The sequence below is a fragment of the Bradyrhizobium sp. CB2312 genome (genome assembly GCF_029714425.1).
GTDB lineage: Bacteria > Pseudomonadota > Alphaproteobacteria > Rhizobiales > Xanthobacteraceae > Bradyrhizobium.
In genome coordinates, this window is sequence record NZ_CP121668.1 from 6474071 (window position 1) to 6499184 (window position 25114).

Here is a 25114-nt window from a genome sequence, read left to right on the forward strand (position 1 = left end):
CAGTTAAGGATCGTGTAGGCAGAGCTGTCTTTTCAAAACGAAGCACAATTTCGCAATTGCCACGTTCGGCCCCGGCCTGCCGGCAGCAGCAGCCAGTGCATTCCGGCAAAAAGATCGCCGTTCACGGAAGCTGAAACGGGAAGCGGAAACTAGGGTCCGAGGTTGGAGCCCCATTGCGATGGAGGGCTTTCGACAGTTTCAGGAGCCATCCAAGATGTTTTCAAGACGTGATCTGCTGGCCATGTCCGCGGCGGGCGCCGCCATGGTCGGCTCCAGTGCGCAAGCCGCAACCTTCGGCAATCCGGACGAGCCGCCGCAAGGCGCCGTGAATGCCAGGAGCCCAGGAAGCCTGACCGATCCGGGTCCCCAGAACCCGGCGCTGGCCAAGCAATTCCCCTCCGCGCAAACCCCGCCGGCGACAGATGTCGGCGGGCTGCAGATGGATTGGGCCTCGTTCAACAACGCGCCAAGACGCATCCAGGATGGCGGCTGGGCCCGTCAGGTCACCGTCGAGGACTTCGCCATCTCCAAGGAGATCTCCGGCGTCAACATGCGCCTGGCCGCCGGCGGCATCCGCGAGCTGCATTGGCACCAGGCCGCCGAATGGGCGATCATGACCTACGGCAGCTGTCGGATCACCGTGCTCGACACGCAGGGGCGCCCCTATGTCGGCGACCTCAAGGCCGGCGACCTCTGGTACTTTCCGCCGGGCGCGCCGCATTCGCTGCAGGGCCTGGGCCCCGACGGTTGCGAATTCGTGATCTGCTTCGATGATGGCCATGCGAATGAGTTCAACACGCTGCTGGTCACGGATTGGTTCGCCCATACGCCGCCCGAGGTGCTGGCGAAGAATTTCGGCGTGCCGGCGGAGGCCTTCGCCAAGATTCCGCTGCACAATCGCTGGATCTTCCAGGGCACCCTGCCCGGCGATCTCGCCGCCGATCGCGCCGCAGTGGCCAAGCATGCGGAGGCGCCGCCCTATCCTTTCATCCATTCGCTCGGCAGCTCGACCCCGGTCAAGGAGAGCTCGGCCGGCAGCATCCGTGTTGCCGACAGCAGCAACTTCAAGGTCGCGACCACGGTCGCCGCGGCGCTGGTCACGATGCCACCAGGCGCGGTGCGGGAGATGCACTGGCATCCGAACGCCGACGAATGGCAGTACTACATCAAGGGCAAAGCGCGGATGACGGTGTTCGACACCGGTCCCAATGCGCTGACGACCGATTTTTCGGCCGGCGACATCGGCTATGTCCGGCGCAATCTCGGCCATTATGTCGAGAATGTCGGCGACACCGAGCTGCAGTTCGTCGGCGTATTCCGTGCACCGCGCTACGAGGAGGTCTCGCTGTCCAACTGGCTGACGCACACGCCGCCGAAGCTGGTCGCCCAGCATCTCAACATCGACGAGAAGCTGATCGCACAATGGCCCGATAACGGCCCGGGCGTCATGCCCAAGTCCTGAAAGACTTCGTCCTGAAAGACTTCGTCCTGAAAGACTTGGGGTACTCAAATGAGAAAGGCGCCGAAACCGGCGCCTTTCTTTTTATCACAACTCACAGCAAGTTCGAGCTGTGCGGCCGTCAGTAGTGATCGGCCGCCGGCGCCGCCTTGCCGCGGAAGACGCGATAGCCGATCGCGACATAGAGTAGCATCAGCGGAAAGACGAACAGGCCGGCACCCCAGAACATGAATGCGAGACTTGAGTGAGGCGCCGCGGCCTCGTCGATCGTCACGACGAACGGGATCATGTAGGGCCAAAACGACAAGGCGAGCGTGCCGAACGCCGTGGCGAAGATCAACGAAACCATATGGAAGGGCCAATAGTCGTCGTGGCGCACGATGCTCGTGGCGAGCACCGCGGCGGCACCCGCGCCGACGAGAGGAAACACGAATAAATAAGGCCGTTCGATCCATCGGCGCAGAATTGGCAAGTGTTCGATAAGGGCATGCGTGAAGACGACGACGAGGAAAGCCAGCACGGCGACCGCGAGCAACGGAACCAGATGCCGCGTCGCGTCGCGGACGGGACCATCGCACTTCCTCACGAGCCAGCACGCACCGAGCAATGTGTAACCGAAGCACAGGCCGATCCCGCACAAGACCGAAAAGGTCGTCAGCCAGCCGAAGGTGCCTCCGGCATATTCGCCGTTCGAGAATTCAAGTCCCTCGACCAGCGCCCCCACCATCGCGCCCTGCATGAAGCTCGCGGCAAACGATCCCGCGATGAAGCTGACGTCCCAGATCCAGCGCGAGCGCGATGCCTTGCCGCGAAACTCGAATGCCACCCCACGCAGGATCAGTCCCAGAAGCATGACCAGTACCGGGATATAGAACGCGGACAGCAGCATGGAATAGACCAGGGGAAACGCGCCCCACATGATCACGCCGGTGACGATCAGCCAGGTTTCGTTGCCGTCCCAGACGGGAGCGATCGTGCGCAGCATCGCCTGACGATTCGCCTCGCTGCCGGCAAAGCCAAACAGCATCCCCACGCCGAGGTCGAAGCCGTCCAGGAGTAGATAGATCAGGATGCTGATAGCAAGAAGTGCAACCCAGAACATGACCATGGCTATTCTCCCGCCTCGGCGATCGCCGGCATCTTGTCGGCGAGCGACATCGGCCGGTTGGGCACCGGAACATGCAATGGCTTGCCGCCAAGCCCGCCCGGTCCGGCGCGCAGCAGCCGATAGATGTAATAGGTCCCGAACGAGAAGATGAAGGCGTAGACGGCGACGAACAGGATCAGCGAGGTCATCGCGGCGGACGCCGTGAGGAACGGCGTCACGGCGTCGGCGGTCCGCAACACGCCGTAGACGGTCCACGGCTGGCGACCGACCTCCGCCGTGTACCAGCCGGTCAGGATCGCGATCCAGGGCAATGGAAAGCTGAGGAAGATGCCCCAGAGCAGCAGGCGGCTCCGCTCGAGCCGGCGCTTGACGCCGAGCCAGCTCCCGAGCCAAGCCAGTCCCAGCATCACGAAGCCGCAGCCGACCATGATACGGAAGGCGAAGAACGGGATCGCCACCGGCGGCCGGTCCTGCGGCGCGAAGCTGGTGAGGCCGACCTCCTTCGAGGTCAGGCTCATGCTTGCGATGATGCTGCCGAGCACCGGAATCGATATGGCGTATCTGTTCGACTCGGTGCTCGAATCCGGGATCGCGATCAGCACCTCGGAGGCCGGCTGCTCGTCATGCCAGCGCGCCTCGATCGCGGCGAACTTGGCCGGCTGGTAGTCGTGGACGTAGTCGCCGACGAGGTGCCCGATGAAGAGCTGCACCGGAAGCAGCACCGCCGCGAGCGCAAGACCCATGCGCAGCATCACATGCGCCTCGGCCCTATAGGTCCGCCGCAGCAGATACCAGGCGCCGGTCGCCGCCACGCAGAACGCGCCGGTGAGATATGAGGCGAGCAGCATGTGCGGGAAGCGGACCCAGACCACCCGGTTGAAGAGGATCTGTACCCAGTCGTTCGGAACGAACTGGCCGTTCTGCAGGACATAACCGGTCGGCACCTGCATCCAGCTGTTGTTGACCATGATCCAGAATGCCGACAGCGTGGTGCCGAGCGCGACCATCGCGGTGGAGAACAGGTAGAACCAGGGCGGCACCCGCGGCCGGCCGAAGATGAGGATGCCGAAGAAGCCGGCCTCCAGCATGAAAGCGGTGAACGTCTCGTAGGACAGCAGCGGCCCCTGGATCGGCCCCGACATCTTCGAGAGCACGCTCCAGTTCGTTCCGAACTGGAACGCCATCACCACGCCCGATACCACGCCCATGCCGAAGGCGACGCCGAAGATCTTGAGCCAGAACTCGAACAGGGTCCGGTAGACGGGCCTGCCGCTGTACTGGTGCATCGCTTCGAGCACGGTGAGCCAGGCGGCAAGCCCGATCGTGAATGCCGGGAAGATGATGTGGAATGAGATCGTGAAGGCGAACTGCAGCCGCGAGAGGAGAAGTGCCGTCGGGTCCATGACAAGCCCCCTCCCTTCTTACGCTCGCTTGGCAACCGCCGGTGCGCGTGCGGCCGGCGGCGGGATATTGTCGACCTTGAGCACCTCCGCCGTCGCGGCGCGGATCTGGCGGCAGAAAGCCGCATCCTCGATCAGCGACACGCCATAGGACGGGATGATCTGCTTCAGCTTCGGCAGCCAAGCGCTTGCCGTCAGCTCTCCGGCGAAGCACTTCTCCAGTACGCTGACCGCGATGAACGCCGCGGTGGAGGCACCCGGCGAAGCGCCGAGCAGCGCAACCAGCGAATGGTCGTCCGCGCCGACCAACTCGGTCCCGAACTCGAGCAGACCGCCCCGCTTCACGTCGGGCTTGATGATCTGGACGCGCTGACCCGCCACCTGCAGCCTCCAGTCCTTCGGATCGGCCTTCGGGAAGTATTCGTCGAGCGCTGCCAGACGGTGGCCCTCGGACTGCAGTACCTGCCCGACCAGATATTCGGTGAGGTCGAAATTGTCGCGCGCCACGGACAGCAGCGGCTTGACGTTCGCAGGACGAATGGACTCGAACAGGTCCAGCAGCGAGCCGTGCTTGAGGAATTTGCTCGAGAAGCCGGCATACGGACCGAACAGGAGCGAACGCTGGCCGCCGATCACGCGGGTGTCGAGATGCGGCACCGACATCGGCGGAGAGCCGACCGCGGCCTTGCCGTAGACCTTGGCATGGTGGCGCCGGTTGATCTCCGGATCGTCGCAGCGCAGCCAGATGCCGCTGACCGGGAAGCCGCCATAGCCGCGCCCCTCCGGGATGCCCGATTTCTCCAACAGCGGCAGCGCGCCGCCGCCGGCGCCGATGAAGACGAACTTCGCGCGAACCGACCGCGTCTCGCCGCTTGGGGTGTCGCGGACCTCGATCCGCCACCGACCGCCCTGCTCCCGGTCAAGTCCGGTGACGCAGCTGTTGTAGTGAACGGCACAGCCAGGCTGGCTGACGAGATGACTAACCAGCAGATGCGTCAGCGCTCCGTAGTCCACGTCGGTGCCGGTGATGATCCGGGTTGCTGCAACCGGCTCGTCGCCACTCCTTCCGTCCATGACCAGCGGCGCCCATTCGGCAATCTTCTTGGGATCCTCGGTATGCTCCATGCCCTCATAGCAATGATGAGCCGACATCGCCTTGAACCGCTTCCGCAAGAATTCAACGTTCTCCGCGCCGTGCACGAAGCTCATATGCGGAACCGGGTGGATGAAGGCCCGCGGGTCCGCAATCGCCCCCCGCCCTACGAGGTAAGACCAGAATTGCCGCGATAGATCGAACTCGACATTGACCTGGAGCGCCTTGGAGATGTCGATGCTGCCGTCGGGGCGCTGCGGCGTATAGTTCATCTCGCAGTTCGCCGCGTGGCCAGTCCCGGCATTGTTCCAGGAATCGGAGCTTTCCTGCGCGCAATCGCCGAGCACTTCGAACATCTGGATCGACAGCGACGGCTCGAGCTCCTTAAGAAAGGAGCCGAGGGTCGCGCTCATGATGCCTGCGCCGATAAGGACAACGTCGATCTCGCGGTCAGAAGCTGCTGACATGGCTTTTTCCTTCATTGGGTGTTGTTATTCCGGATGGCTCGGTCAGGCCCGCACCGATTGCCGCGCTTTGGCGCGGAACGGCACCTCCACTCCGGGCCGCAGAATCACGTAGGCACGCCGCCAGGAGGAATCGTCGGTCAGCTTCCAGCTGTGGCCTGAACCCGCGGTGTCCTCGGCCAGCAAGACGTTACCGGGGTGGATCAGGAAGTGGTGACCGTCCCGCGTCTGGAAATCGAGCGTTCCGCTCAGCGTGATCACGAGCTGGCGGACCGGCGCGGTGTGCCAGGCGAAAGCGCCACCCGATTCCGTCTCCTGGAAGGAAACACTGGCGGCATCGATCTTGCCGGTGAGGAAGTCGCCACGCTGGCCCGGCTCTAGCTCGAGGTACCCTTCCTCGAAATGCGAGTTGTTGTCCTCTCCCGTCCATAGACGCACACAGCGGATCATGGTGTCTCTCCTTGCATTGACGTTGCTTTGCCTGCGCGGCGTCGTACAGGCCGGATCATGGTCCTCGCTCAACCGGCTTTCGCCCCGATAGCGAGCGGCACCTTGATCTCGGCAACGTAGGGCTTGACCATCTTGGCGGGATCCACGATGCGGTCGAACTCGGGTTCGGTCACGAAGCCGAGTTTCAGCGCCGCCGATTTCAAGGTGAGATCGTTGTCCATCGCGTAGTGCGCGATCCGCGATGCCTTGTCGTAGCCGATCACCGGCGCCAGCGCCGTCACGAGCATCAGCGACCTCTCGACATACTCCTGGATCTTCTTGCGGTTCGGCTCGGTCCCCTCGACAAGGAAGGTGCGGAAATTGGTGCAGCCGTCGGTGAGGATGGTGACGGACTGGGCGATGTTGTGGATGATCAGCGGCTTGTAGACGTTCATCTCCAGGTAGCCGCCGGCGCCGCCGAACCCGACGGCAACGTCGTTCGCCATCACCTGCACCGCGATCATCGTCAGCGCTTCCGCCTGGGTCGGATTGACCTTGCCCGGCATAATCGACGAGCCCGGCTCGTTCTCGGGAATGTGCAGCTCGGCAAAGCCCGCGCGCGGACCGCAGGACAAAAGGCGGATGTCGTTTGCGATCTTGTAGAGCGAGCCGGCAAGCGTACGCAGTGTACCCGAGAGCTGCACCAGCGCGTCGTGCGCGCCTTGCACGGCGAATTTGTTCGGTGCGCTGACGAAGGGCAAGCCGGTCAACCGCGCGATCTCGGCGGCGACAGCTTCAGCAAAACCCGGTGCTGCGTTGATGCCGGTGCCGACGGCCGTGCCGCCCAGCGCAAGTCGATAGACGCCCTTGAGCGCGTCATTGATGCGGGCCAGATTGTCGGCGAGCATGACGGCGTAGCCGGACCACTCCTGCCCGAGCGTCAGCGGGGTGGCATCCTGCATGTGGGTCCGACCGATCTTGACAATGTCGTCCCACTGACTCGACTTCGCTGCGATCGCGTCGTGCAAAGCCGTGACCGCGGGAATGAGGCGCTCCGTCACGTTCAGCGCGGCCGCGACATACATGGCCGAGGGGAAGCTGTCGTTCGACGATTGCGACATGTTGACATGATCGTTCGGATGAACCGGCAGCTTGCTGCCGAGAGCGGTGCCAGCGAGCTGGCAGCACCGGTTCGAAATGACCTCGTTCACGTTCATGTTGAACTGCGTTCCGCTCCCCGTCATCCAGACGTGGAGGGGAAACATGTCGTGATGCTGCCCTGCGAGAATCTCGTCGCAGACATGGACGATCAGCTTGTGGACCTTGCCGCCGAGCCGGCCGCTGGCGACATTGGCGTTCGCGGCAGCCTTCTTCAGGATCGCGTAGGACTGGATCATCTCACGCGGCATCAGGTCGCTGCCGATGCTGAAATGCTCGAGTGAACGTTGCGTCTGCGCGCCCCAAAGCCTATCCGCGGGAACGTTCACCTCACCCAGGCTGTCTGTTTCTTTGCGAAAGTCGCTCATTCTTGCCTCTCGTGACAGTTCATGTCGGGTGCACCTGGCGGCGCTGGTCGAATTGTACGGGCCCGCACCGCGCGCACGCTTCCGCGAACGAACGTACTTTTGCGGAATGGCATGGTGCGCACCGCGACATGCGAACAGGCCGGCTGCGAGTAAAAAAGGTTCGAAGCGTTGACGCAGATTCAGTGCCGATGGCCCGGATGCCGGCACAGCCAGAGGACGCATGCCGACAATGCGATCGGCAGAGCGAGGCTCCATGTTCCCAGCCACCTCGTCACGCAACCCGCGAGGGCGGCCCCCATCAGGAACATCAGGCAAAGCGCGAGCATGGTTGCGGTGCCGCGCGCTGTATCGCGATCGGACGCTGCAAAGCTCTGATCGATGGCGCGAAGCATGTTTCCGGTCACGGCGACCGAGAGATAGTTCAAGTCCCCAATCCGCCTGAAGCTCGCAGACTGCAATGCGACGCCAAAGGAGATGACGAGGATCACGATCTGATCGGGGACGTGATGAAACAACAGCAATGCCGCCGCCAGGCAGACGATCTCTCCGGCGAGACAGCGTAGCGGCGCCCGGGAGCGGACCGCCACGGCCGCGCCGAGGACGAAGGCCACGAGCGGAAGGGCATGGTGAAGCGCGCGGTGCCATTGCCCAAACTCGGCATGGATCCCGAGGAAGACGACATTTCCGGTCTGCGAGCTCGCGAAAACGCCAAGCGACAGCCACGTAAAGGCGTCGAGGAAACCGCCCGACATGCTGAGCAGAGAGGCAACCAGCAGCGTTCGTTCCGGAGCGACGGCTTCGACGCGTGTCTCGGCCAAGGGCTCGGTTGATGCGGCTTGCATCGCCATATTCGGAGGTCAGCAGCCGGCGCGCAGCGCGGCCTCTTCAGGCAGCAGAACGCGGCGCGGATGCGTGAATACGCCGTATCCGTCATCGCGGGCGACGGCGAGAAGCGTGATTCCCGCGTCATTCGCGGTCTGGATGGCGAGCGCGGTCGGCGCGGAGACGGCAACGACGACCGGCGCACCGATCATCGCTGCCTTCTGCACCATCTCTACCGAAACGCGGCTCGTCAGCAGAACGGCCCCGCCGCTGGCCGAGTTGCCATCGCGGACGATCGCACCGGCGAGCTTGTCGAGCGCGTTGTGCCGGCCAACATCCTCCCTGACCAGGGTAATGCCGCTGCGGGGATGCCAGAGGGCCGCCGCATGAACGGACCTCGTCTGTTGGTTCAATGTCTGGAGAGGAGACAGCGCCTGCATGGCGTTCAGCAGGTCCCGCGCGTGGAAGGCAATACCGCGACCCTCAACCCGCGCGGGCGTACGGCGCGCCTGTTCGAGGCTTTCGATGCCGCATAGCCCGCACCCGACCGGCCCGCTGATGGCGCGGCGGCGCGCGGCAAGGGAGGCGGCGCAATCGCCATCGAGCCACATCCGCACTTCCATGCCGAGCTCGTTCGAGATCAGCTCGATGCTCCTGATCTCGTTCGCACGGTCGATGATGGCCTCGGTGAGGCTGAAGCCGACACCGAAATCCTCCAGATCGGCCGGCGTTCCCATCATCACCGCATGGGTCGATCCGTTGTAAGTGAGCGCAATGGCGCTCTCCTCGGCAACCAGTCGCGACGTCGAGATCGTACGGCCGCCGCGCCAGGCGATCTCCCGGTGCCGGGTGAATGTCGAACCCGTCGCCATGGCTCACACAGTCGCCGGCTCGGTCGAATGCCGGGAGGCCCGGTTTCTGAGCGCCAGCCCGAAAGCAATGAAACCCCATCCCTGGAAAACCAGATCAACGACCAACATCGCACCGAGCAGCCACAAGCCGACGGCAGGCAAGACCGCAATCAGCATGACACCGACGCAGAACGTCACGACGCCGGCAGCCACGATCCAGCGCCAGCCCGCGGCAGGCCGCATATGGAAACCCGCCCAGATCCGCGTCGCGCCAGCCACGACCAGGAAGGCGCATACCACGAGCGACAACGTGAACGAAGCCAGCAGCGGATCGTAGAGGATGACGGCTCCGGCAGCGCCATAGACGATCCCGGCGAGCAGCCAGAACAGGAAGCCCCGCAGGCCGTGTACCGAAAAGGCATGCACGATCTGGAAGACCCCGGCGACCGCCATGGAGGCCCCAATGACGAGCACGGAGGCGAGGCTTGCTGCCATCAGATTAGCTGACGCAATGCCCCCAAGGATCAGTTCACCGACCCCCAGCGCAACGAACCAGCCCCATTTTCCGGTGATCGCGTGGATGGCCCTTCCGAGCGACGCCTTCGAGTTCGACAAATCCGTCATGGCTTGACCCTTGTACGTATGGATGCGGTCAAGCGTACAGATATCTGCTCGGATTCATCTTTCGAGGATGCAGCAATATTGTTTGGTCCGCACGATACGGACGCGCGCGCAGCTTGATCGATCAATGACGATCAGCAAACAATAGACGGAGGCGAGGGTCGCCCTCGCCTCCGTGTCGTCGCAGCTATCGGCCGGGCTCGCATTCCGGCCGCATGACATGCCAGTGCTTACGATTCCGGGCCGCTTCGGCCGGTCTCGTAAAGGAACCAGATCCGCCGCTCGGTCTCATCGATCCAGTTTTCCAAAAGGCTTGCGGTCGCGACGTCGCCATATTCGTCGCAGAGCTCGTGGACCCGACGCATTTCCCGCGTCAGCTGCTGGTTATCGCTGCGCAGCTCGGCCAGCATATCCTGCGGATCGACATAGTCGGCGTCGTTGTCGAGAATGCGCTGCTCGCGCGATATCTGGCCGATCGACCGGAGTGTCGTTCCGCCGATCTTGCGTGCCCGCTCGGCAATGTCGTCGGTCATGGCAAAGATCTGCTCGGCCTGCTCGTCGAGCAGGAGGTGATAGTCGCGGAAGTGTCGGCCCGATACGTGCCAGTGGAAGTTCTTGGTCTTCAAGTACAGCGCGAATACGTCAGCCAGCAGCGCCCTCAGCGCAGCTGGAATGTCCCGGTTCGCGTTGGCCCCGAGGTCCGTCGGGCTTTGGAGGTCTGCTTTGGTCATTGTCGTCATCCTTTGCGGTTGAAAAGCTTGAGCCGCGCGTTTCGCCGGCACACGAAGCGCTCAATCTGCCGGCGTCGTCCTGTTGCGCCATGGCGCGAGCGCGATCGTCCCGAACACGCCGTCGCGGCGGATCAGCGCGTGGAACAGCGCTGCCGCCATATGCAACAGCACGAGCGCAAAGAACGCGAAAGCCAGATAGTAGTGAGCATCCCACAGAAGCGTGTGCGCGCGGTCGCTCTGCGGCAGCAACGCCGGAATTCGAATTCCGCCATACAGGACGACCGGATAGGCCGCGGCCCAAAGCAGGCCGAGACCCAGCAACGGCATGACGATCATGAGGCCATAAAGGGCTAGGTGCGACAATCTCGCTCCCAGCTTCATCGCCGGCGGAAGATCGGCCGGCAGTGGCGGTGCACCGTAATGGAGCCGCAGTACCAGCCTGATCGCAACAAGGATCAGCAGAGTGACGCCGAGCGTCTTGTGGATCAGGATGAACGGCAGATATGTCGGCGCCACGCTGGACACCATGCCAACGCCGATGAAGAGCATGGCAATGATGCACGCTGCCATCAGCCAGTGCAGGATCCGCTGGATCGGGGCGAAACGCCGGGGCGCGCTGTTCATGGCCTGGCCGCCTCGGTTCGAGGATAGTCGCCGGCTTCGGCCGCGCGCAAATCATAAGACTTGCGGTAGACCGACGAGCGCGCGGCCGGAAACGGATCGTCCGACACCCGGATTCCGCGCGGCAGCACGGTCGGATCGAAGTTGATGTCGCGGCAGGGCCCATCCCGCTCCGGTTCGATCCGCCGCACGACGAGCGTTCCGACCTGCACCGTGCGGCGGGCCTCGGGCCAGGCCTTGCTCGGATCCGCGGTCGGATCAGCGGGATCAGCGACAGTCGTGATCATGGTCCAGCGTTGCGGTCCGGCAACCCGGACCCGCTCCGTTATCTCTTGCTCGAGAAAATCGGGACCACGCTTTTCCAGCTCGGCTTGCGATATCGGAACGACCGCCGCGGTCGGCAGCAACGACCATCGCACCGCGTGCTCGGCACCCTTCGCGTCCGTGAAGATGAAGCTGTTGAGCCCATGGTAAGGCTCCTCCGTATAGCTGGCGGTCCACGGCGCCGTCTTTGCCCAGGACGCGAAGGCAGTGAATTCCGGATTTGCCCCGATGAACGTTTTCATTGCCTCCGGATCCTTCTTGCCGGATGCAATCAGCAGGTCGTGAAACGCCTGCGGCGTCGACACTGCAAAGAACGGCGGATTGATCAGCGCCATTCGCCACTCTTCGCCGTCCGCCGCTGTGATCTGCAATCCCAGGCCCCGTACGCGCACTGTCGCGTCCACGGCATTCGGGTCAGCGGTGCCGAGATTGAAGCGGCCGAGCGCCGGATAGCTGCCTCGCTCGAACACCCTGGCGCGGGACAGTTCGGAGCCGTTTCCGTTGGCCTCGAACACGCCAGTAAAACAGATTCCCTTGGCATGATTTCGCCGGTGTCCGAGCGGCGCGCCGCTCGGAGGCGTCAGCGCCGCGATCATCCGCTCCGGTGTCAGGCGCCCGGGCGAAAGCCAACCTGCCGTGTAGGCGAACGCGACAGCACCGCCTCCGAGGACGGCCGCAATCAACACGAGCGATCCCAGCCCCGAACGCGGCAGGTTACTTGACGGATTCATCACTTCTCCTTGCAGCGCGCGAACCGGTCCACCTCCGGCCACACGACCGTCCTGTCGAACGGCGCAGGTTTCTTGTAGCCGGCGGCCACAGCCGCGATCTTCTGAAATCCGCCGCCATTTTCGAGAAGGCACGCCCCGGCTTGTCCGGTCAGTACTGAGGCGAGCCCGCAGCCGCTTTCGGGCCTTCTCGAAATAATTCGTGCGAATTGAAAATTACCCACCGGGCGCGAAAGACCCGACTTGTGCCGGCGCCTATGTCAGATGCTCTTCGCGCAAGGACAGCGGTCGATCGGGGAGCGATGAACGTGTCGCGCTGGCGCTCTCGCGGAAGCTGGAATGCGATTGGGAACCGAAGGAGCAAAGTGATCGTCGTCACAGGAGCTTCAAACAGCATCGGACGAAACACCTGCAAGCAACTGGCACGGGCCGGCCACACGGTCTACGTGTCCATGCGGGAAATGGATCGCCACGAGGAGCGCGGCAGCGAGAAGATCAGCCAACACGGCATGGATCTCCGAGCCATCGCGCTCGATGTCGCTTCTGAAGCTTCCGTGAACTCGGCCATCGATGCCATCGTCGCCGAAAACAGCCGCCTCGACGTGATCGTGCACAATGCCCGGCAGGTCGTCTACGGTCCGGCGGAGGCCTTTACCCCAGACCAGCTCGCCGAGCTCTACGACACCAACGTGCTGGGTGCGCAACGGCTCAATCGGGCCGCGTTGCCACAGTTGCGCAAGCAGGGCCAGGGCCTGCTGATCTGGGTCTCGTCGAGCAGCGCGCGTGGCGGCTCTGTTCCATTCCTGGGGGCCTACGCCTCGTCAAAGGCTGCCCTGGATGCGCTGGCGATCGGCTATGCCGGCGAGCTCGCGCGTTGGGGCATCGAGACGACCATTGTCGTTCCGAGCGCACTCGGGCCCGGTCACTACATCCGCTCCGGCAGGCCGCTGGACACCATGCGGACCGAAGAATACGCGGATGGTCCGACGGCCGACGTGAGCGAAACCGCGCTATCGGGCCTTGCGGAGCTTCCGGCGAAGGATCAAACGCCGCGGGACGTTGCCGCCGCCATCGCCGATGTTGTCGATATGCCGTTCGGTCAGCGACCCCTGCGCGTCCATGTCGGTCCGGACGACGACGGAGCCGCAGCCGTCGACGCCGTCGCCGACAGCGTTCGCGCGGAACTGCTCCGGCGGATCGGACTGGAAGATATCCTCAAGCCCGCATCCATCGGATAGAAGGGCTTACCCTTCAAATCGAACATATCCGCGTACGAATGAGCGAGCAGCGCGAAGCGTCAGGGCGGCTCTCGCCTCGGAGACCCAGACGAAAGTGATACGGCCCAATCCTTTACCCTGATACAGCCGGATGCTACCTTTGAAGAGCCACTACGTTCACACGTCTTGGTGTGCTCCCAAGTCATCGAACGTGACGATTCGTGCGCTGGGTTGATATCTCGAATGGCCCTCCGCTGGCAAAGCAACAACATGACCGCCGTAGCTTGCCACTCCGCGCAAGACGAGTCCGCCCAGGAGATCTTCCTCTTTGGGCCGTTTCGGCTGGACCCTTCACAGCGGCGGATTGAAAGAGACGGGAGCCCGCTCCAACTGTCCGGCCGCGCATTCGACATCCTGCTCGCACTGGTGCGGCAGGCCGGCAACGTCGTCAGCAAGACGGATCTGATGGCCAAGACGTGGCCGGGCGCCGATGTCGAGGAAAACAGCCTGCGCGTCCATATCGCCGCACTCCGCAAGGCGCTCGGAGACGGCAACGGTGGCACCAGATATCTGAGCACGGTTTCCGGGCAAGGTTACTGCTTCGTCGCGGCAGTCTCACGGCCGGATCAGAGGCCGTCTGCACCGGCGAGTCCCGCTTATGTCCACAATCTGCCAGCGCATCCCCGGCAGATGGTAGGACGCGAGCAAGCCATCCAGGACATCTTGGAAAAGCTAAGAGCCCAGCGCTTCGTCACGGTCGTCGGCCCGGGCGGCATCGGCAAGACCACGGTCGTCGTTTCCGCGGGCCATGCGCTGCTCACGGAATTTGGCGGTCACGTCCATTTTGTCGGCCTCGGCGAGGCGGAGGACGACACTCTGGTGCCGGCGATCGTCGCATCTTCTTTCGGGCTGCAGGCGAGATCGAACGATCCCACCTACAGCCTCGCGACGTTCCTGCGCGACAGGCGCATGCTGCTCATTCTGGATTGCTGCGAGCGTGTCATCGAAGCCGCCGCGGCGCTGGCCGAACGGCTCTACCAGACAGCACCGGATCTGCACATCCTGGCAACGAGCCGGGAATTGCTGCGCGTCGAGGGCGAGTTCACATACCGTCTCCCGCCGTTGCCGAGCCCGCCGGAGAAGGTCGTTCTGACGGCTGCGAACGCCCTCGCTTTTCCTTCCGTGAAACTCTTCGTGGAGCGTGCGACCGCGGGAGGCGGCGAGTTCGCGCTGACGGATGCGAACGCCTTTGATGTCGGCAACCTCTGCCGTCGGCTCGACGGCATCCCGCTTGCCATCGAGCTCACCGCCGGTCATGCGAGCACATATGGCGCGCGAGCGATGGCCCAACTCCTCGACCAGCACCTCAATTTGCTGTGGGAGGGGCGGCGCACCGCACTGCCCCGGCACCGGACGCTGCGTGCTACCATCGAATGGAGCTACAATCTTCTATCCGACCCAGAACGTGAGATCCTCGGCCGGCTATCGGTGTTCGTCGGCAGCATGACGCTGGACGCCGCGCGGTCGATTGCCGCGGCCACGGAAGACGACGATACGATCCTGGCAGTCATCGACAGCCTCGTTGCCAAGTCGATGCTTGCGCTGAGCACCGGCTCGCAACCGACCCGCTACGGCCTTGCCGACTCGACCCGGGCATACGCGCAAGAGAAACTTGCCGCCAGCGGAGATACCGGCGCGATTGCGCGACGTCACGCCTGTTATTTTCTCGGTCTCCTCGAGAAAGTCGGCGATAGATCGGACCAGGACCTTGCGGCGGCGGCGGAGGAATTCGGCAACATACGCGCCGCATTGACGTGGTGCTTCTCGGATCAGGGCGACCGCAGGATCGGCGTAGCCCTCGCTGCAGCCTCGATACGGCTGTTCTTCAAGCTGTCGCTCCTGGCGGAGTGTGAACTCTGGGTGACCCGCGCGATCGATGCGCTCGACCAGACGAATGGAAGCATCAGGCACGGGCTCGCGCTTCATACTGCGCTGGGGGCCGCCCGCGTGCTCACAGGACAACTGGACGAGCTCACTGCAAATCACCTCAACCGGGCGATCGAGCTGACAGAGGAGATCGGCGACATATCGGGACAAATCCGTCTGATCGACCAGTTGCACCTCCTGCAATTGTTCGCCGGCAAATACGACGACGCATTGCGCTCCGCCCAACGGGGCGAAGCCATTGCTCTCGCCATCAACGATTCCATGGCGGTGGCGCGCATGCGCCTGTTGCTCGGCATCTCCTGCCAGTATCTTGGCAAGTTTGGCGCTTCCCGCTCATACCTCGAAGCGGCGCTGCTGCAGCCGGGCCTGGAGGAAGAGTTCCGTGGCCGCCTCACCTTGGAATATCCCAAACGCGCTCAGATCAGCCTTGCCCGAGTCCTCTGGCTGCAGGGCTATCCCGATCAGGCGGCGCAAGTGGTGCGCCGGGCCATCTCGGACGTCATCGCGGCAAACCACCCGATCATGTTCTGCCGCGCCCTGCCATGGGCATTCGGCGTCTTCTTCTGGAATGGCGACATGGAGGATTGCGAAGACCATGTCGACAGGTTCATCGCGGAGGCTCGAAGGTACAACCTCGCCATCCTCCAGATGGTCGGCGAGGCCATGAAGGGAATTACGCTGCTGGCCCGGAACGAGACCGGTACCGGGCTCGCCATGCTGAGAGGCGCGATCGAGCAGCTGCAGAGCAAGAGCTTTGGTGCGGTGGTAGGGCTTCGCATGCCCCTTGCCGAGGCCCTGGCCGCGGCAGGTCAGAGTGAACAAGCGCTCGACACCATCGACCAGGCGATCGACCAGGCCCGCCACCGCAACTTCATGATGGACATGCCCGACATGCTGCGCGCAAGAGCCGAAGTGCTGATGCAGCTGGACGATCCGGATCTTGCGCAAGCGGAGCTGAGCCTCATTCAGGCGCTCGACCTCGCCCGCCATCAGGGGCGCTCGGTTATGAGCTTCGCGCGGCGATTGCGCTTGCAAGACTATGGCAGCGAGGCGATCGCCGCCAGGAGGCGCACGACATGCTTGCGTCCGTCTATCGGCGATTTAGCGAGGGCTTCCATACACGCAACCTCGTGACGGCAAGGGGCTTGCTTGCCGAGCTGAGCCTTCCGCGCTCGTGCTCTTTTGCGGCCAAATGACCGCCTACGCCGTGCAATTGCGATAGAGAGGGGCCGTCTCGAACGACGCGTGCGAACCGCCGGTCCATGCTGCGCTGGCAATGAGACGTCGGCGCGCGGCACAGGCGGCGTCACGGGCGAAATTGCGGAACGTTCCAGGGCACGGGGATGCGGCGCTCACGAAGGCCGCACCGGCATCCAATTGATGAAATCGGATGCCACTCCCCGGGGCATCCGTCGCCTACGATCCGACCTTGGTCATCATCGCGCGCGCACCGCGCAGGTCCGCTGTCTCGAAACCTTCGGTGAACTTGCCGTAGGCCGCGGCGAGAACATGGCGCGCCTCGACCGCGTGTCCTTCGCTCATCCTCAATCGCGCCACACTGATCGCAATCCTGAGCTCCCAGAACAAGGCGCCCTGGCTCCGTGCCACCTCGAACGCCCTGTCGAAGGCCTGTCCTGCGGCGATCGTCGAGCGATGCTCGCCAGGCAGCAGCAGCAATTCGCCCTTGATGCGCCAGAGCTCGGCGACATACCATCCCTCGTCCCTCGCCTCGCAACGCGCGAGCGTCTCGCCGGCGACCGCAAGCCCTTGCGACACCTCGCCCGCCTCTCCGAGACATGCCGCAAGTTCGCCGAGAGGAAGCAGAAAGCGCGGCAGGAAACGCGCCTCGCCCGCGAGCTCGAGCGCTTTGCGCAGCAGCGGCAATCCGGTCGCGAGGTCACCCTGGCGCGCGATCAGAAGGCCCCTGAAGGCGCGCGCCCATACGTTCCACAGGCGGATCGGTTGGCGCTCGGTGTGCTCGAGCAGCATCGTGCAATAGCGCTCGGCAGCATCGAGATCGCCGGCCAGGAACGCAATCGGACAGGCCCCCTGCCCGAGGACGCTGCAAAATGTGAGGGCGTGACCACTGGCCCGGCCTTCCTCTATGTTGTGCTCGACGACGCTCAAGGCCTGATCCGCCAGGCCAAGCAACCACAGGATCCGGGCCTGGAAGTAGCGGGACGAGACCCGCAGGTCGAAGCGGAAACGAATGACCTGGGGCCTTGCCGCGAGGTCGGAGAGACGAGACAGGGTTCGTCCGATGTGGTGATACGCCAGCCGCTGGTCGCCGAGAAAGTGCAGCGTGGTGGCAAGAAGCCGGTCAGCCATCATCCGGTCGACGGGATTGCCGGAATCGGCCACGAGGTCCGCGAAGCGGTGCGCGAATTCGAGCGCCCCGCGGAATTCGCCGTTGTTGAACTGATCGATACAGAGACCCCAAAGCGCGCGCAGCAGGTAATCCCTGTCACCGAGCTGCTCGGCAAGCTGAAGGGTCTCGGCCCAGGCCGGGCCGGCCTCCCTCGCCCTGCCTACACCGTACATCAGCGACCAGCCACGTGCGGCCGACAGTTGCATCCGAAGCCGCGGCGAGTCCGCGGCCGTCGGATCGAGCCGTGAGAGGGCAAGTTCGGTTCGCTCGCGGCATTCAGCGAGGAGCGACAATTGTACCCAGAGCGGAACCGCGGCGGCGGTCAGAGCTGCCCCGACCTGCGAGTCTCCGTCGGGCGAGAAGGCCCAATCGAGGCTTGTTCGCACGTTGTCGATGTGTCGGCCGTAGATGGTGAGCCACTCCGCCTGCGGCCTCACTTCGCTGTCGGCTTCGGCGCTGGCAAAGAACCCAGAATAGTACTTCGCCTGGCGGCCCGCCGCGGCGGGATATTCTCCGGCGGTGCGCAGCTTCTCCAATGCATAGGCGCGCGTGGTATCCAGCAGGCGATAGTGAGGGCTGTCGCCGCGAATATCCGCAAGAACGAGCGACTTTGCCACCAGCCTGGTGAGCTGTCCGGTCACGTCGCCGATGCCCGCGCCGGCGACGGCGATGACTGCGTCGAGCTGGAATTCGCCGGCGAATATGCCGAGCTGCCGGAGCAACCAGGCCTCGTCTTCCGGCAAGAGGTCATAGCTCCAGTCGAGCGTTGCACGAAGTGTTTGCTGTCTCGGCAACGCCGTGCGCCGGCCGGTGGTCAGAAATTTGAACCTGTCATCGAGCAGCGCCGCGATCTTCGGCGGGCTGAGCATGACTGCACGCGCCGCCGCAAACTCGATCGCGAGTGGAATGCCATCCAGCCGCCGGCAGATCGCTGCGATGGCGCCGATGTTCTCCTCGTCCGGCGCAAAGCGTGAACCCAGCGCCTTCGCTCTGCTCGTAAACAATTCCACCGCGCTGTACGCGGATGCGCCGGCGGGCTCTTGCCACGCTTCAGGCGGCACGCCCAAAGGAGGCACGCGATAGACATGCTCTCCCTCGATGCGCAGCGCCTCCCGGCTCGTTGCAAGGATAATCGTCCCCGAACAGCGGCCGACGACCAGTTCGGCTACCTGCGCCACGGCATCGATGACATGTTCGCAATTGTCGAGGATGAGCAACAATGGCCGAGAGCCGATCACACGCGCGATCGCATCCGGCGAAATCTCCTCGCTCTCGAGCTTGGTGCCAAGCACGCCGGCGATAGCCGAACAGACGAGTCTGGGGTCCGACAGCGAAGCCAGTTCGACCAGCACTCGGTCAGCCGAGAAACCGGGCGGCGGCGTTCTGGCGGCTTCCAACGCCAGTGCGGTCTTTCCGATTCCGCCAGGGCCGACCAGGCTCACCACACGGTAGGCCGACAGCAGCCGCCACAAATGCGATATCGCGGTGGTCCGGCCGATCAGATCGAATGATGCGCTGGGAATGTTGATCGACGGCGGCAATTCGGTTGCGGCAGACTGCAGCGGGGCATCCATTTGCCGGTTCCGCCACGCGCCGAGCAAACGATACCCGCGGCCAACAGTGGTTGACAGCATGTCGCGGTCAGCACCCAGCGCCTTCCGGATCGCGGCGATATGCACACGAAGTGCACTCTCCTCGACAAAGACGCCCCGCCAGACCCGCTCTGTCAGATCGTTCTTGGTGACGAGCTGGCCTTGCGCCTGAACCAATTCCGCAAGAATCTCAAAGGCGCGCCCCCCCAAAGGAATGAGTTCTCCGGCCGAGCGCAATTCGCGTCTGGCAAGATCGATTTCCCATTCCGCGCAAATATAGACGGGACGCTGGCCTGGCTCAGCCATGATTTGGACAGCCCCAAGCGGTTGCATCATTTTCTACCCAGCTTACCACCAACTCTTTTGAAAGACAGAGCTCACCGGGCCGCGCGGCCGCCGGCCGCCGGCCTGCAATGCGCGCTCTTCAGCAGCCGCGGCAGATCGATCCTTCCAGCATCTTTTCGAGTCGGGCGTCGTCCTTGTCGATGGTCGGGTCCGTGCCGAGCATCGGCCCCTTCATAGCGTGACCGCCAGTCTCCGACGAGGGAAGCGCGGTGCCCAGTGAGTTCGTTCCGGGCGTGGCGGCACTCGTACCGAACGTGCCGCCGCTCCCCATCGACATATGCGATCCCATGCCGCCTCGGGCAAACGCAGCGTCCGAGAGCGCAACGCTGGCAAGGATACAAATTGCAGCAAATGATCTCATTGCTCACACTCCACATGTTCAAATGATCCGCCTCCAGAAACGGATACGAGGTGCGTTTGGCCACGCACAATCGCGCGAGGAGTCTAACAACGCTGACAGACTCTTCCCGCAAGAGTGATGCGCATTCGCCGGGACTTGCTGCACCGACGACCTACATGACTCTCATCAAAACAATCTTCGGGAAACGCCATCAACCGAGCAGCGATCGTCGCCGAGCGTCTCTCCGCACACGACAAGCAATGGAGAATCGCTATGAGTACATTCAAGATTCTGATCGCCGCCGCGCTGATCTCAACGGCAACGATTTCGTCCGCATCCGCCTCCTGGTCCTTCGCCGATCAGGAGCCGGCCGCCTTCGCATCGATGTATCCCGATCGCGACGTGCTGAATGGTGGTGCGCTGACGCCCGCCGGGCGAATGGGCCTCGAGCGGCCGGGCGGTGCCGCGCCCGTATTCGGCGCGGGTCACTTTCACAGCCGCAACTGGCATCGATGACGAACATCACGACCCGGCATCTTGCGTCCTGTGAGGTGCAGCTGATAGCAGCGCCTTCGAACCCAAGAGTGCGACCGCGCCATGCCGCACACCCCGCGGACCGCGAAACCCACCAATAGCCGATCCGCCAATTGCGGACCTTAACGGCGCTTCATCGGAAGTGCGTGACTGATCACGCGCTCGATCGCGTCGTGCCATCCACCGCGGCGATTTCGTGCAAAGACGAAAATGTTCGTTCGATCAATACTGCGGGTCCGACGCAGGCATGCACATGTCCGGTGAGCGGGCCGAGGCGTTCCCGGCCTCGCTTTCTCAAGGAGACGTTCGATGACTACACTGAAGCTCTTGTCGGCCGGATTCGTGGTCGCAGCCATGATTGCCTCCCCCGCGATGGCTCGCGAAGGGAACGCGAAGCGCACCAATGTCGACGCCTACGCGTCGGCTCAGCGCGTCCCGGTTTCCTCCAAGCGCAGCTGCGCCCGTGCTCCCGACGTCGGCGCATACGCAACCGCTCCCTGGCGCCGGCCGCCGTGCGAGCCCACGTCGGGCTATTGAGTTCGCAGACCGGAGCAAAATTCGGTCAAGGCAAGACGGCGGCTCTCGATCGGGCCGCCGCTCTTGCGACGCGGATCGTCGGAAGCACGCGTGCTCAGGAATTCTTGCGTGGATGATGCCGAGCGATCTGCGTAAATGATGCTTCCGTTGATGGCATTAAGTTCCTACTCGTCCACTCTCATTGAGATACACGCCGAGCCGCGGTCACGAATTCGTGTGTCGAACACGCGCGCATCGGATACAGCATCGACGATGAACGATGCGCCGGCAACCGACCGGGCCTTCTTGACACGCCGACCAGCTCCCCTATACGACGCTTCAAGCGCATTCAGGCTTTCAAATTCTTGCCAGGGGTCGGTGATCTCAAGGACGGGCTCGTGATTTCCCTGAGATCACGGCTGCGACGTTGGTGCACGGATCTCTCTCTATGTCATCGCCGGTCGATCGAACCTACTCTTTCGGACGTTGGCTGATCGATTGCCAGCGAAGAGAGCTGCGATACAACGACGTCACAGTGCCGATCGGAAGCCGCGCATTCGAAATTCTCGAGAAGCTGGTCGGCTCCGCCGGTCTCCTGGTCACCAAGGACGATTTGATCGGGAGCGTCTGGCCGGGCCTGACCGTCGAAGACAACACGCTTCAGGTTCATATTTCGGCGGTCCGCAAGGCGCTCGGCGAGGATCGCAATCTCCTCAAGACGATTTCGGGACGTGGATATACGCTCGCGGGAGCCTGGCGAAGCGGGCCTTTGGATCACCCTGCAGCCGCACCTGTCACGGTGCCGGCCGAAGCGACCTTTTCCAACAACTTGCCGAGCATCCGCGCGCCTCTGATCGGTCGCGAAGATTCTCTGAGCCAATTGGCCGAATTGTTGTCCGCGTATCGGGCCGTGACCCTCGTCGGCCCCGGCGGCATCGGAAAGACGAAACTGGCAACCGAGCTCGCGCGCAGCGTCGCGGCCTCTTTCCACGATTCAGTGACCCTGGTCGAGCTCGCGACCCTACAGGATGCGTCCCTTGTCGCATCGGCGACCGCCCGCGCACTCAAGCTGGCCTCGAATGACAAGGACGTTTCGGCCGCGAGCATAGCACAGGCGATCGGAACACGCCGTCTCCTCCTCGTCCTGGACAATTGCGAGCACGTGATCGAAGCCGCCGCGCAGATCGCGAGTGCCTTGCTTCGCTATTGCCCGAACGTCACCGTGCTTGCGACCAGCCGCGAAGGCCTCCGCATCGACGGCGAATATGTTGCGGCCGTTCCACCGCTGTCCGTCCCTCGTCCCGATATGGACGATACCGAGCTGCTGCTCCGGGAAAGCGCCGTGGAGCTGTTCGTCACGCGAATACGGGCGCTACGTACGAGCTTCGTTGCGGGCGCGGAGGAGCTTCGGAAAATAGCCGCCATCTGTCGTCGGCTTGACGGTATTCCGCTCGCATTGGAATTTGCCGCAGCCCGGGCCGCCAATCTCGGGGTCGACACCGTCTTGCTTCGGCTGGACAAGCGCTTCGAGCTCCTGAACGGCGGCCGCCGCGACCAGTTGCCGCGACACCAGACCCTGCGCGCGACACTGGATTGGAGCTATGACCTCTTGTCGCCGGGGGAGCAGAACCTGCTTTGCCGGCTCGCCGTGTTTCCGGCCGGATTCACGCTCGATGCGGCCATCGCGATGATGGACGACTCATCGTCGCGCTCGGACGTGATCGAGACCCTGTTCAATCTGGTTGGGAAATCGCTTGTGTCGCTGGACCCCTCCTTCGAGGGGCGATGGCGTCTGCTGGAGAGCACCCGTGCCTATGCCCTGGAGAAGCTGGCGGACGCGGGCGGCGTCGAGCAGGCCGCCAGATGCCATGCCGGCTTTCTCAGGCAGATCATCGCGCCGCTCGGCGACACCTCTCCCGCTCCCGACGACATCTCCCGTTTTGCCCAGGAAATCGGAAACGTGCATGCGGCGCTCGATTGGGCGTTCTCGCCCGATGGAGATACCGCGCTCGGCATCGAGCTGACGGCCGGCTTCGTCCCGGTATGGATGCAATTGCTGTCCTTCGTGGAATGCTCGACGCGGATCGAGCGCGCCCTTGCGCATTTCAGTCCCGAGTTCACCTGCGTTCCGAAACTCAAGGCGCAGCTCTATGTCGCCCTGGGATTCGCACTCCTGAACACGACGGGATCGGCTGATCGCATGAAGGCGGCGCTGAGCATCGGCCTTGGACTCGCCGAGGAATTGTCCGACCTCGAGCTTCAGCTCAAGGCGGTCTGGACGTTGTGGAGCTATAATCTCAATTCGGGCCAATATGCCGCGGCCAAGGAGGTCGGCGAACGCTACCTCGCGATCGCATTGCGCACTGGAAATCCTGCCAACGAGACGGTGGGTCGCCGCCTGATCGGCGCCGCCGCACATTTCTTCGGCGCGCAGGAGGATGCACGGCGCGAGCTGACCCTGTCGCTTGACCATACGGTTCGCGGATTGGACGGCAGCGCAAACCAGATGTGGTTTCTGCTGAACCAGAGCGTTCTGGCCAAGGCCATGCTCGCCCGCGTCCTGCTGCTGCAGGGAAAGATCGTCCAGAGCAGATCCCTCGCCGCCGAGTGCCTCCAGGACGCCGAGCGCGAGAAGGACAAGCTTGCGATCGCCTACGCACTCCGGAATGCCGTCTGCCCGATCGCGCTAATGACGCATGACCTCGCCGCTGCCGATCAGGCGATATCCTCCCTCCTCGAGCTCGTCACACGCGAGGGAATAGCTTTCTGGACCAGCTGGACGTCCTGCCTGAAGGGACAATTGCTGGTGCTGCACGGCAAGCATGACGAGGGAATAGCGCTGCTGCGCAACGGCTTGAAAGCGCGGACCGAGAACGGATGGTTGATGCGGAACCCCGAGTTTCTTGGATCGCTCGCCGAAGGCCTGCTCGCGAGCGGCGAGGCTGCACAAGCTCTGGCCGCGGTCGAAGAGGCCTTGTCCATGTCGCGACAAGGCCGCCAGTTGTGGTGCCTTGCGGACTTGTTGCGGATCAAGGGTGAGGTTCTCCTGGCCAATGCCCCATCCAATCTGTCTCGATCCGAACTGCTGTTCGCCGAGGGACTATCGGTCGCCAGAGAGCAGCAATGCCGCTTCTACGAGCTGAAGGTTGCGGCGGCATGGGCAAGGGTGATGGCGGGATCGAACCGTAAGCGGACTGCACTTGATCTCGTCGGACCGCTCAGCGCTCTGTTCGATCAGGAGATCGATCTTCCCGCACTCGCCCTTGCCCGCGCTCTGGCTGAAATGCCGGGCACCTCGCCTTCGGCAAGCAACAGCGACAGGCCCGCGTCGAACACCTGCCACTAATGACCCGACAGCCTTGCAGCTTCGCCTCAGCATCCCGGCGGCAGGATCGGCGACACGCCGGGCGTTGGCGCCGCGCCTGAGGCGTTGGCCGGCAACACCGTCGCGGGCGACGCCAGATTCATCGAGACGCCTTCCATGCAAGCCGAGCTGTTCGGGCTGGGCACGACAGCAGCATTCGGATCTATGCCTGTGCCATCGCCGCTGCTGGTGTCCGCCATGATCGTGCCGGGCGCGGGGCTAGCCGGCACCTGCGGAATCGAGAGCGGCAGAGACGCAGCGCTTACCACCTGCCCTCCCGGCGTCGAGCTGCATGCCACCGTCGCACCTGTTCCCGCCGGCGCGGCCGCGGAGATTGTCCCAATGGAGCTGCTGTTCTGTCCTATGACCGGCAGGATCGGGGCTGCGATGCCTGATGTTGCAAGTCCTGTGGACGATACTGTCGGAGTCGCCGGCACCGGCGTTGGCGGTGACGACGGCAGAGCGCAGGTGACCACCGTCCCCGGCGTCGTCGGATCCGAGGCGAGCGGAACGGGTGCCAGCGTCGTATCCGGAGTGCCCGGCACGGTACTCGCGGAAAAGGGCCCCGGACTGTTGAGCGGCGAGATCACGACGGCGCCCGGTACCGTCGGCAGATCCATTGCCGTACTGCCGGTCGTTGCGACCTGTGCCTGAACGGGAGAACCGCCGAGCAGGAGCGCCATCACGATGGCGAACACGATCCGCATCATCTTT

20 protein-coding genes are annotated in these 25114 nt (G+C 63.6%); 6 read left to right on the forward strand and 14 right to left on the reverse strand.

Going from position 1 to position 25114, the window contains the following annotated elements; genetic code table 11:
- Nucleotides 1-214: 214 nt before the first annotated feature.
- Entirely contained in the window at nucleotides 215-1462 is a 1248-nt protein-coding gene (locus QA642_RS31715) for an oxalate decarboxylase family bicupin (RefSeq protein ID WP_283080379.1), read from the forward strand.
- Between the two features lie 118 nt (nucleotides 1463-1580).
- Here the strand turns inward: QA642_RS31715 and cydB are convergent, their stop codons facing one another.
- The 11 genes from cydB to QA642_RS31770 form a co-directional block, all read right to left on the reverse strand.
- On the reverse strand, nucleotides 1581-2567 hold the full coding sequence (gene cydB / locus QA642_RS31720; protein ID WP_283080380.1) for a cytochrome d ubiquinol oxidase subunit II: 987 nt from the start codon (nucleotides 2565-2567) through the stop codon (nucleotides 1581-1583).
- Nucleotides 2568-2569: 2 nt separating this feature from the next.
- Nucleotides 2570-3970 (reverse strand): cytochrome ubiquinol oxidase subunit I, encoded by a 1401-nt coding sequence (locus tag QA642_RS31725; protein ID WP_283080381.1) that lies wholly within the window; start codon nucleotides 3968-3970, stop codon nucleotides 2570-2572.
- 18 nt (nucleotides 3971-3988) lie between these two features.
- Nucleotides 3989-5527: a malate dehydrogenase (quinone) gene (mqo, locus tag QA642_RS31730; RefSeq protein WP_283080382.1), complete on the reverse strand. Its 1539-nt coding sequence runs from the start codon at nucleotides 5525-5527 to the stop codon at nucleotides 3989-3991.
- Between the two features lie 42 nt (nucleotides 5528-5569).
- On the reverse strand, nucleotides 5570-5974 hold the full coding sequence (locus QA642_RS31735) for a hypothetical protein (protein WP_283080383.1): 405 nt from the start codon (nucleotides 5972-5974) through the stop codon (nucleotides 5570-5572).
- Between the two features lie 68 nt (nucleotides 5975-6042).
- The gene (fumC, locus tag QA642_RS31740) at nucleotides 6043-7479 is read right to left on the reverse strand and encodes a class II fumarate hydratase (protein WP_283080384.1); all 1437 of its coding nucleotides are present in this window, start codon (nucleotides 7477-7479) and stop codon (nucleotides 6043-6045) included.
- A 179-nt stretch (nucleotides 7480-7658) separates the two neighbouring features.
- Nucleotides 7659-8321 carry a YoaK family protein gene (locus tag QA642_RS31745; RefSeq protein ID WP_283080385.1) on the reverse strand — a complete coding sequence of 221 codons (663 nt, stop codon included), beginning with the start codon at nucleotides 8319-8321 and terminating at the stop codon, nucleotides 7659-7661.
- 15 nt (nucleotides 8322-8336) lie between these two features.
- Nucleotides 8337-9173 carry a formate dehydrogenase accessory sulfurtransferase FdhD gene (gene fdhD / locus QA642_RS31750; RefSeq protein ID WP_283080386.1) on the reverse strand — a complete coding sequence of 279 codons (837 nt, stop codon included), beginning with the start codon at nucleotides 9171-9173 and terminating at the stop codon, nucleotides 8337-8339.
- A gap of 3 nt (nucleotides 9174-9176) precedes the next feature.
- On the reverse strand, nucleotides 9177-9776 hold the full coding sequence (locus QA642_RS31755) for an HdeD family acid-resistance protein (RefSeq protein WP_283080387.1): 600 nt from the start codon (nucleotides 9774-9776) through the stop codon (nucleotides 9177-9179).
- Nucleotides 9777-10003: 227 nt separating this feature from the next.
- Nucleotides 10004-10504 (reverse strand): DNA starvation/stationary phase protection protein, encoded by a 501-nt coding sequence (locus tag QA642_RS31760; RefSeq protein ID WP_283080388.1) that lies wholly within the window; start codon nucleotides 10502-10504, stop codon nucleotides 10004-10006.
- 60 nt (nucleotides 10505-10564) lie between these two features.
- Nucleotides 10565-11128 (reverse strand): cytochrome b/b6 domain-containing protein, encoded by a 564-nt coding sequence (locus tag QA642_RS31765; protein ID WP_283080389.1) that lies wholly within the window; start codon nucleotides 11126-11128, stop codon nucleotides 10565-10567.
- Nucleotides 11125-12180, reverse strand: coding sequence for a catalase family peroxidase (locus QA642_RS31770; RefSeq protein WP_283087015.1), 1056 nt, complete (start codon nucleotides 12178-12180; stop codon nucleotides 11125-11127). Before QA642_RS31770 ends, QA642_RS31765 begins: the two co-directional genes overlap by 4 nt.
- 299 nt (nucleotides 12181-12479) lie before the next feature.
- Here QA642_RS31770 and QA642_RS31775 point away from each other — a divergent pair, with 299 nt between their 5' ends.
- Together QA642_RS31775 and QA642_RS31780 are read left to right on the forward strand one after the other, a co-directional pair.
- A complete protein-coding gene (locus QA642_RS31775) occupies nucleotides 12480-13415 on the forward strand; it encodes an SDR family oxidoreductase (RefSeq protein WP_283080390.1) in 936 nt (311 codons plus the stop codon).
- Between the two features lie 222 nt (nucleotides 13416-13637).
- Entirely contained in the window at nucleotides 13638-16475 is a 2838-nt protein-coding gene (locus QA642_RS31780; RefSeq protein ID WP_283080391.1) for a winged helix-turn-helix domain-containing protein, read from the forward strand.
- Nucleotides 16476-16757: 282 nt separating this feature from the next.
- Here the strand turns inward: QA642_RS31780 and QA642_RS31785 are convergent, their stop codons facing one another.
- Entirely contained in the window at nucleotides 16758-19637 is a 2880-nt protein-coding gene (locus QA642_RS31785; RefSeq protein ID WP_283080392.1) for a winged helix-turn-helix domain-containing protein, read from the reverse strand.
- A gap of 88 nt (nucleotides 19638-19725) precedes the next feature.
- Complete coding sequence (locus QA642_RS31790; protein ID WP_283080393.1) at nucleotides 19726-19935, reverse strand: hypothetical protein; 210 nt, start codon at nucleotides 19933-19935, stop codon at nucleotides 19726-19728.
- Nucleotides 19936-20259: 324 nt separating this feature from the next.
- Here QA642_RS31790 and QA642_RS31795 point away from each other — a divergent pair, with 324 nt between their 5' ends.
- The 3 genes from QA642_RS31795 to QA642_RS31805 all read left to right on the forward strand — a co-directional run bounded on the left by QA642_RS31795 (nucleotide 20260) and on the right by QA642_RS31805 (nucleotide 24382).
- Entirely contained in the window at nucleotides 20260-20502 is a 243-nt protein-coding gene (locus QA642_RS31795; protein ID WP_283080394.1) for a hypothetical protein, read from the forward strand.
- Between the two features lie 327 nt (nucleotides 20503-20829).
- Entirely contained in the window at nucleotides 20830-21057 is a 228-nt protein-coding gene (locus QA642_RS31800) for a hypothetical protein (protein WP_235547499.1), read from the forward strand.
- Nucleotides 21058-21571: 514 nt separating this feature from the next.
- Nucleotides 21572-24382 carry a winged helix-turn-helix domain-containing protein gene (locus QA642_RS31805; protein ID WP_283080395.1) on the forward strand — a complete coding sequence of 937 codons (2811 nt, stop codon included), beginning with the start codon at nucleotides 21572-21574 and terminating at the stop codon, nucleotides 24380-24382.
- A 26-nt stretch (nucleotides 24383-24408) separates the two neighbouring features.
- Here the strand turns inward: QA642_RS31805 and QA642_RS31810 are convergent, their stop codons facing one another.
- Nucleotides 24409-25110, reverse strand: a complete 702-nt coding sequence (locus QA642_RS31810; protein WP_283080396.1) for a hypothetical protein — start codon at nucleotides 25108-25110, stop codon at nucleotides 24409-24411.
- Between the last annotated feature and the right edge of the window lie 4 nt (nucleotides 25111-25114).

Excerpts from the sequence above, each read along its gene's own strand:
- QA642_RS31715 (WP_283080379.1), top strand. The coding sequence starts at position 215 with ATGTTTTCAAGACGTGATCTGCTGGCCATGTCCGCGGCGGGCGCCGCC.
- cydB (WP_283080380.1), bottom strand. The coding sequence starts at position 2,567 with ATGGTCATGTTCTGGGTTGCACTTCTTGCTATCAGCATCCTGATCTAT.
- QA642_RS31725 (WP_283080381.1), bottom strand. The coding sequence starts at position 3,970 with ATGGACCCGACGGCACTTCTCCTCTCGCGGCTGCAGTTCGCCTTCACG.
- QA642_RS31735 (WP_283080383.1), bottom strand. The coding sequence starts at position 5,974 with ATGATCCGCTGTGTGCGTCTATGGACGGGAGAGGACAACAACTCGCAT.
- QA642_RS31760 (WP_283080388.1), bottom strand. The coding sequence starts at position 10,504 with ATGACCAAAGCAGACCTCCAAAGCCCGACGGACCTCGGGGCCAACGCG.
- mqo (WP_283080382.1), bottom strand. The coding sequence starts at position 5,527 with ATGTCAGCAGCTTCTGACCGCGAGATCGACGTTGTCCTTATCGGCGCA.
- fdhD (WP_283080386.1), bottom strand. The coding sequence starts at position 9,173 with ATGGCGACGGGTTCGACATTCACCCGGCACCGGGAGATCGCCTGGCGC.
- fumC (WP_283080384.1), bottom strand. The coding sequence starts at position 7,479 with ATGAGCGACTTTCGCAAAGAAACAGACAGCCTGGGTGAGGTGAACGTT.
- QA642_RS31785 (WP_283080392.1), bottom strand. The coding sequence starts at position 19,637 with ATGATGCAACCGCTTGGGGCTGTCCAAATCATGGCTGAGCCAGGCCAG.
- QA642_RS31795 (WP_283080394.1), top strand. The coding sequence starts at position 20,260 with ATGAGTACATTCAAGATTCTGATCGCCGCCGCGCTGATCTCAACGGCA.
- QA642_RS31800 (WP_235547499.1), top strand. The coding sequence starts at position 20,830 with ATGACTACACTGAAGCTCTTGTCGGCCGGATTCGTGGTCGCAGCCATG.
- QA642_RS31775 (WP_283080390.1), top strand. The coding sequence starts at position 12,480 with ATGAACGTGTCGCGCTGGCGCTCTCGCGGAAGCTGGAATGCGATTGGG.
- QA642_RS31780 (WP_283080391.1), top strand. The coding sequence starts at position 13,638 with ATGGCCCTCCGCTGGCAAAGCAACAACATGACCGCCGTAGCTTGCCAC.
- QA642_RS31755 (WP_283080387.1), bottom strand. The coding sequence starts at position 9,776 with ATGACGGATTTGTCGAACTCGAAGGCGTCGCTCGGAAGGGCCATCCAC.
- QA642_RS31810 (WP_283080396.1), bottom strand. The coding sequence starts at position 25,110 with ATGATGCGGATCGTGTTCGCCATCGTGATGGCGCTCCTGCTCGGCGGT.
- QA642_RS31745 (WP_283080385.1), bottom strand. The coding sequence starts at position 8,321 with ATGCAAGCCGCATCAACCGAGCCCTTGGCCGAGACACGCGTCGAAGCC.
- QA642_RS31790 (WP_283080393.1), bottom strand. The coding sequence starts at position 19,935 with ATGGGATCGCATATGTCGATGGGGAGCGGCGGCACGTTCGGTACGAGT.
- QA642_RS31770 (WP_283087015.1), bottom strand. The coding sequence starts at position 12,180 with ATGAATCCGTCAAGTAACCTGCCGCGTTCGGGGCTGGGATCGCTCGTG.
- QA642_RS31765 (WP_283080389.1), bottom strand. The coding sequence starts at position 11,128 with ATGAACAGCGCGCCCCGGCGTTTCGCCCCGATCCAGCGGATCCTGCAC.